Origin of the sequence: Pseudomonas sp. RIT-PI-q, assembly GCF_001297125.1 — a bacterium.
In the GTDB taxonomy this organism is placed as follows: domain Bacteria; phylum Pseudomonadota; class Gammaproteobacteria; order Pseudomonadales; family Pseudomonadaceae; genus Aquipseudomonas.
In genome coordinates this window covers 1-6,556 of sequence record NZ_LHPC01000061.1, presented here as the reverse complement: position 1 = coordinate 6,556, position 6,556 = coordinate 1, and the positions used below count along the sequence as shown (strand labels likewise).

4 protein-coding genes are annotated in these 6,556 nt (G+C 62.3%); all 4 read left to right on the top strand.

The genetic code is table 11. The features are described from left to right. The first annotated feature begins 174 nt into the window (after positions 1-174). The 4 genes from AEQ67_RS31455 to AEQ67_RS31440 are packed head-to-tail and all read left to right on the top strand — an operon-like array spanning position 175 to position 5,803. Positions 175-1,521 (top strand): hypothetical protein, encoded by a 1,347-nt coding sequence (locus AEQ67_RS31455; protein ID WP_059407641.1) that lies wholly within the window; start codon positions 175-177, stop codon positions 1,519-1,521. Positions 1,522-1,556: 35 nt separating this feature from the next. Beyond that, on the top strand, positions 1,557-3,806 hold the full coding sequence (locus AEQ67_RS31450; RefSeq protein ID WP_059407640.1) for an Ig-like domain-containing protein: 2,250 nt from the start codon (positions 1,557-1,559) through the stop codon (positions 3,804-3,806). 60 nt (positions 3,807-3,866) lie between these two features. Further along, the gene (locus tag AEQ67_RS31445) at positions 3,867-4,328 is read left to right on the top strand and encodes a curlin (protein WP_059407639.1); all 462 of its coding nucleotides are present in this window, start codon (positions 3,867-3,869) and stop codon (positions 4,326-4,328) included. Between the two features lie 26 nt (positions 4,329-4,354). Continuing rightward, entirely contained in the window at positions 4,355-5,803 is a 1,449-nt protein-coding gene (locus AEQ67_RS31440) for a curlin (RefSeq protein WP_059407638.1), read from the top strand. Positions 5,804-6,556: the final 753 nt, after the last annotated feature.

Genomic DNA, 6,556 nt, shown 5'->3' with positions numbered 1-6,556 from the left:
ATGCTGGGGACAGTGGCCCTATCCCCACGACTGGCTTTGTGATGCCGCGTGTCCGTGACATGCCTGTGTACCGGGCCTCTCCCGGTCGTTTTCGCCGGTTGGTATGGAAGTTGCCAAAACCCTCTCAACTGACCCATCCCCAAGGGACAGGTACTCTGATAGAGGGATTAACTCATGCACCCTTTACTGTCCAAAACCGCGGCCGCCCTGGTCGTTAGTGCTCTGGCCCAAGGCGTTGCTCAAGCCGCGTTGTTTGCTGTAGATCCCGGCCCCTTTGCACCCGGCAACGGCTCGTTCCCCGCCTGGTATCAGGACACCCATGGTCGAACCCTCGACTTGTGCCTGTCCAAGGCTGTCAGCTCCAGGGTCGCCGGTGCACCCGGTGCGCCGGCCTACATGTGCCTGTTGGGTGCGACCCCCGGCGTTTTCGACGACACGCAGCCCATCGTCTTCCCGACCAACTTCCCCGACGAAGCGTTCTGGTTCACCGCCGACGGCGCAATCGTCGATGCCGCACGCGGTATCGACCTGACCTATGTCAGCGCTGTCGAAGCGGCCTTCTCCGGCGAAGAACCCACTGACGGCGACCAGATCACCTTCGCTCGCATCCGTATTCGCGTCGACGTGCCCACCGCCGGCACTTACGTCATCACTCACCCCTACGGCGTCGATGTGTTCAACGTCGATGTACCTGGGCGCAAGGCGATCAACATGACCCGGGACATCGGCATCGGCGCGCCGCACACCTTCGACGGTGCCCTCAAGGGCGATGTCGGGCCGTTCCTGCGCAGCGTCAACGGCCCTTACACCGAAATCAATCCGGTGACCGGCGCGGCCGACAAATTCGTCGGCGACCCGAACCTTGATGAAGCCGTCACCGGTAGCCCGTTCAACACCAACTTCATCCGCATCGAAGGCCCCAACGGGCTGGACTTGCGCACCACGGTGTTCGCCGTCTCCGGCAAGTTGTCGACCGTGGTCCGGCCGACCCCGATGATCACTCAGCGCAGCACCTACTCGCGGCATGCCGGAGCCAGTGCACCGGTGGCCCAGCAGGATGTGTTCGTCATGGCACCGCCACCGCCCGCCACCGTCGCCCTGACCAGCAACAACCCCGTGCTGAACCTGACCGAAGCCGACACCACCGGCAACTGGTATGGCCAGTCTTCGGCCAACCCGACCTTGCCGAGCACCGTGCAGTTGACCGCCGACAACCACGTGGCGATTCCCAGCAGCACGCCGACCACGCTGTCGATGCCTCTGACTGACCTGGTGGTGATTTCACGTGCCGAGTACAGCCTGAGCTCCGGGCAACTCACGATCGTGGCCTCGACCAGTGATGAAACATCGCCACCGATACTCGTCGCCACCACCGGCACCGGGGCCGCCATCAGCGCCCTCAGTGGCGACGGCGCCGTGAAATCCCTGGCGACCGGCATCTCGCCAATTCCACCGGCCAAGGTTCGCGTGACGTCATCCAATGGCGGCACCGATACCGAAGAAGTGGTCATCCTGCCATGAACGCTCACATGCCCAGATCCTCATCAGGAGGCATCATGAACAATTGGCCACGCCTGGCGCTCAACGCCCTGGGACTGACTCTATCGCTGTCCGGCAGCGCGTTCGCGCAACTCGCCGATTTCGATCCCGGCCCCTACACCTTTGCCACGGGGAAATTCCCCATGTGGTATGAGGACAGCAACCACCTGAAAATGGAACTGTGCCAGTCCCTGGCCGCGAGTTCGCGGGTTGCAGCCACGGTGCCACCGTCCTACATGTGCATTCTCGGGGCTGAACCGGGGATCTACGACGACACCCAGCCGATGGTTTTCCCTGACAACTGGCCGTCGGAAGCGTTCTGGTTCCATGCCGAGACCGATATCCCGCAAGTCGGCAACAGCGGGTATGAGCTGGAGGTCTACGTGGCCGGGATCGAGGCGGCATTCGCCAACGAAACTCCGGCGGATGGCGATCAACAAAGCTTCGCCCGGATCCGCCTGCGTGTCTCGGTGCCGACCGCCGGGACCTACACCATCACCCACCCTTACGGGGTGGAAACTGTCAACGTCACCACGCCTGGGCGTCGCGCCATCAACATCACCCGCGACATCGGCATCGCTGCAGCGGGGACGTTCAATGGTGTGCTGGCGGGCAACATCGGGCCCTTTCTGCGCAGCATCAATGGCCCGTACACCGAGGTTAACCCGGAAACCGGCGCGGTCGAAACCTTCGTCGGCGACCCGAACGTCGCCGAACAAGTCACTGGCAGCCCCAACAACACCAACTTCGTTCGCATCCAGGGACCGGCGGGGACCATTCAGACCAGCCTGTTCACCGTGTCCGGCAAAATTCTCGACCCTCGCGCCCAAACACCGGTAGAGGTTAGCCGCGCCACCTACCGCCGCACCAGTTCCGGCACGGGCACCAATACCCGGGTTGAAGTGTTTGCCAAATCGAACAACAGCTCGACCCTGTGCTTCCGCGAAACGGTGGCCCTGGTTCCAGGACCACCGCGCACGCCGTGCCAGACCAATCTGTTGGGCGACAACAATGGCTTGTACTTCGGCAATCATCTGGTCACCGGCGCCGTGCCTCCGGTCGTGGTGGTTACCGCCACCAACCCGGCCGGCACTACCCGGCCGACAGCGGTGTCGAGCAAGCTCACCGACGTGGTGAAAATCCAGACCGCGCGCTACAACTGGAGCAATCACAGCCTGCTGATCGAGGCCACCTCCACGGATGAAGTGGCGGTGCCGGACATGGTCGCGCAGGGTTACGGACGGCTGTCGAAAACCGGCACGCTGCAAAAACTGACGGTCGCCGACCTGCCGCAGCCACCGGCAAGTGTCACGGTCAAATCCGCCGCGGGCGGTAGCGATACCGAGCTCGTCGTGGTCGCTGGTACTGCGCCGGATACCGGTGAGAACCAGGCGCCACTGTCCGTGGCCGACACCGGTAGCACCAGCTTCGGGGTGCCCATCACCCTCAACCTGGTGGCCAACGACAGCGACCCGGACGGCAACACGCCGTTGAGCATCACCGCGCTGACCCAACCGGCCGCAGGCCAGGGCACGGTGGCGTTGAGCGGCACGACTTCGGTGGTCTACACCCCGCCAGCCGTGGTCAATGCACCGCTGACAACGTCCTTCACCTACAAGGCTCAAGACGTCAAAGGCCTGGCCTCGACCGCTCCAGCGACCGTGACCATCACCGTTGCGCCTAACCGGCCGCCAGTGGCCGTCGCCGACGCCGTCGCAACCCTGGGCGTGGCGATACCGATCAGCGTGCTGGCCAACGACACCGATCCGGAAGGCAACGTACCGCTGGCGGTCGCCAGTTTCACCCAGCCACCGGCAGGTCGCGGCACCGTCAGCAGCAACGGCACGGTGATCACCTACACCCCACCGGCCACGGTCACCACGGCCTTCACCACCACCTTCACCTATATCGCCCGGGACAGCTTCGGCGCCCTGTCGACGTCACCGGCCACGGTCACGGTGCAAGTCTCGCCACGGCCTGCTGCGGAAACCTTCACGGTGACCACGGCAACAGTGTCGGCGCGTTCCAACAACCGCTTCACCTGGGACTTCGCAGGCACCTCATCGGTGGTCACCGGCAACACCATCACCATCCAGGTTTCCACTCCGACCGGACTGGCAACCCTGGGCACCACCACGGTGCCGGTGACCGGTCGCTGGAGGCTGACGGTAAACAACATCACCACGGTGATTCCGTCGGCGAACCCGACAGCCACCATCACCTCGTCCCAAGGCACCGTGCGCTCGGTGTCCGTGATCTCCAACTGAGCCCTCGCCCCATCAACCAGACAGGTTGATGGGGCCGGCCACCTGGCAAAGGACAACGCCATGAAAACGCCGACCGCCGCCCTGCTCTGCCTGCTCCTGCTCTGCAGCAGCGCAGGTGTGCGCGCCGACGATTTGATGGAGAACGACGACCTGGGCCCCGGCACCGACCTCGGCGAGTTGCCACCGCCGATTGGCCAACACGCACTGATCGACCAAAACGGCCAGACCAACGCCGCGATGGTGCAACAGAACGGCCAGTCGCTGCTCGGCAACATCGTGCAGTCGGGCAGCAATCAGGAAGCCTACATCCTGCAACAGGGCAGCGACCTGATGGCAATGATCACCCAACAAGGCTCTGGCAACTCCGCCGCGATCAGCCAAAACGGCAGCCACAACCGTGCGCAGATTTCCCAGAACGGCAATAACAACGACGCCAGCATCGACCAGGCCGGTACGGGGCTTTCCAGCGCCGTGACCCAGTCGGGGAACGGCATGAGCGTTTCGGTCAAACAATATCGCTAAGCACTGCACCACTTGGAGGTTTCATCATGTTCAAACTGACGCCCCTCACCGCCGCCATCCTGGTCATTGTCAGTGCCCAGGCGATGGCCGACGACAGCGTTTCCACCCAGAACCAGGCCGGTACTGCCAACGTCGCCGATGTGAAGCAGACTGCGGCCCCTTTCAGTACCGCCACCCAACAACAACTCGGCCAGGGCAATGACGCGGCCGCCGTGCAAGACACCGCGACCAGCACCATCGACCAGTACCAGCTCGGCGACTACAACGCCGGCTACGCCGAGCAGTTATTCGAAGACGGCAGCACGATCAACCAGCAACAGGTCGGCAGCCTCAACACCAGCCATGCCAGCCAGTCGATCGGCATGGGCGGCAACGAAGCGCTGCAACAACAGCAAGGCACCGGCAACTTCTCGTTCATTTATCAGGACAGTCAGGAAGGCACCTCCGGTCAAACCTTCCAGTTCGGTGACGGCAACGAAGCCAATATCGAACAGATCCAACTGGGCGTTGCCAACAACGCGGTGCTCATCCAGTACGGCACCACCAACTACGCCACGGCTGAACAGATCAACCACATGGGCGGCCAGATCGGCATCAACCAGGCGGGCGAAGGCAACTACGCCTACGGCGACCAGCGTGATGGCAATGGCGGTGTCGTGACCATCAACCAGTTCGGCGACTTCAACGGCACGGAAGTCTGGCAGGGCGGGCAAACCGGCAGCCAGGCGACCATCGACCAGTACGGCACGACCAACGAAACCGTGGTCGACCAGAGCTTTGGTGAAAACAACGACGCGCGAGTGCTGCAAGTCGGCGACGCCAACGCCATCTATGCCGACCAGTTCGACTCCGTCGGTTCGGTCCTGGCGCTGTATCAGCAAGGCGCCGGCAACGTGCACTTCACCTACCAGAGCGGCGACAGCCATGTGCTCAACGCCACCTCGGTGGGTAACGACAACAAGGTCTACGCCAGCAACTGGAAAGGCCCGCAACTGGGCGGCCAGTTCGGCAGCAACCAGCGCGCCACCATCACTCAGAACGGCAACGCCAACGTGGCCAGCTTCAAGCAGGATGGCGTCGGCCACATCATGACCACTAACCAGACCGGCACCGGCAACAAAACCACTGTCAGCCAGGCCGACAACTACAACGAGCTGTACTTCGACCAGAACGGGAGCGACAACATCCTCATCTCCGACCAGCGCGGCACCACCAACCTGGCCCAGGGTTATTCCAACGGTTCGGGCAACAGCACCGAGTTCAACCAGGAAGGCAGCGACAACCAGGCCTACACCGCCCAGCTGTGGGGCAGCGACAACCAGATCACTGTGAAACAGGCTGACACGATGAACGTGGCGTATGTGACTCAGGGGGGTAGCGGGAACATTGCCAGTGTTGATCAGAGCGGCATGACGCAGATGGCGACTGTTCAGCAACTGGGGACGGATAACCGGGCGACTGTGTTGCAGCAGTAATCGCGGGGCATAAAAAACCGCGGCTCTTGAGGGAGGGTCGCGGTTTTTTTATGGGCGGGTGGTTGGCTATCAGATCGCACACATGTGGGAGCTGGCTTGCCAGCGAAGGCGGCCTGATAGCCGACCTATTCTTTGTTGGCTGAGTACATATCCGTTTCTGCGGTAACGGCGGCTTATGGTTTCGCTCTTACAGCGACTCCCTTTTTCAAACGCCAAAAAGGAAGCAAAAGGCTTTGCCCCTCCATTCGGTGCCTCGCTTAGGCTCGGCATGCCCTCTCTCCGGCATTGCTCCGGGGGCCCGCCGCCATCGGCCATCCATGGCCGGGGGCAGCTACCGCGGCATCCTTGCCGCGGTGCCCCCTGCGCAACGCCTGCGTTCGGCCTCTGGGAAAGGGGCAACAGATCAAAATCAAAAGCCGAAGCAAAGCAACGGCAAGATCAAAAGCGAACGCAACATCTGAAAACCTCCGCGCCCCCTGTAGGAGCTGGCTTGCCAGCGAAGGATTCAAATGCGCCACGTTTATGCTGCTGAAGCGCGTCATCGTTAACGCCCTTCGCTGGCAAGCCAGCTCCTACAGGTCGAGCGTTAGCTCGCCTTCAGCTTTTGATTTTGATTTTGACGCACCGCCCCCTCACGCCCTGAGCCTGTCCGTCAACCTGTGACCACCTCCATCGGCGCCACTACCAGCGTTGATCCACGCCGCGTTAATGCCTGCAAGTAAGCCTTTTCGTCATAGACGGTGCTGGTTTTCC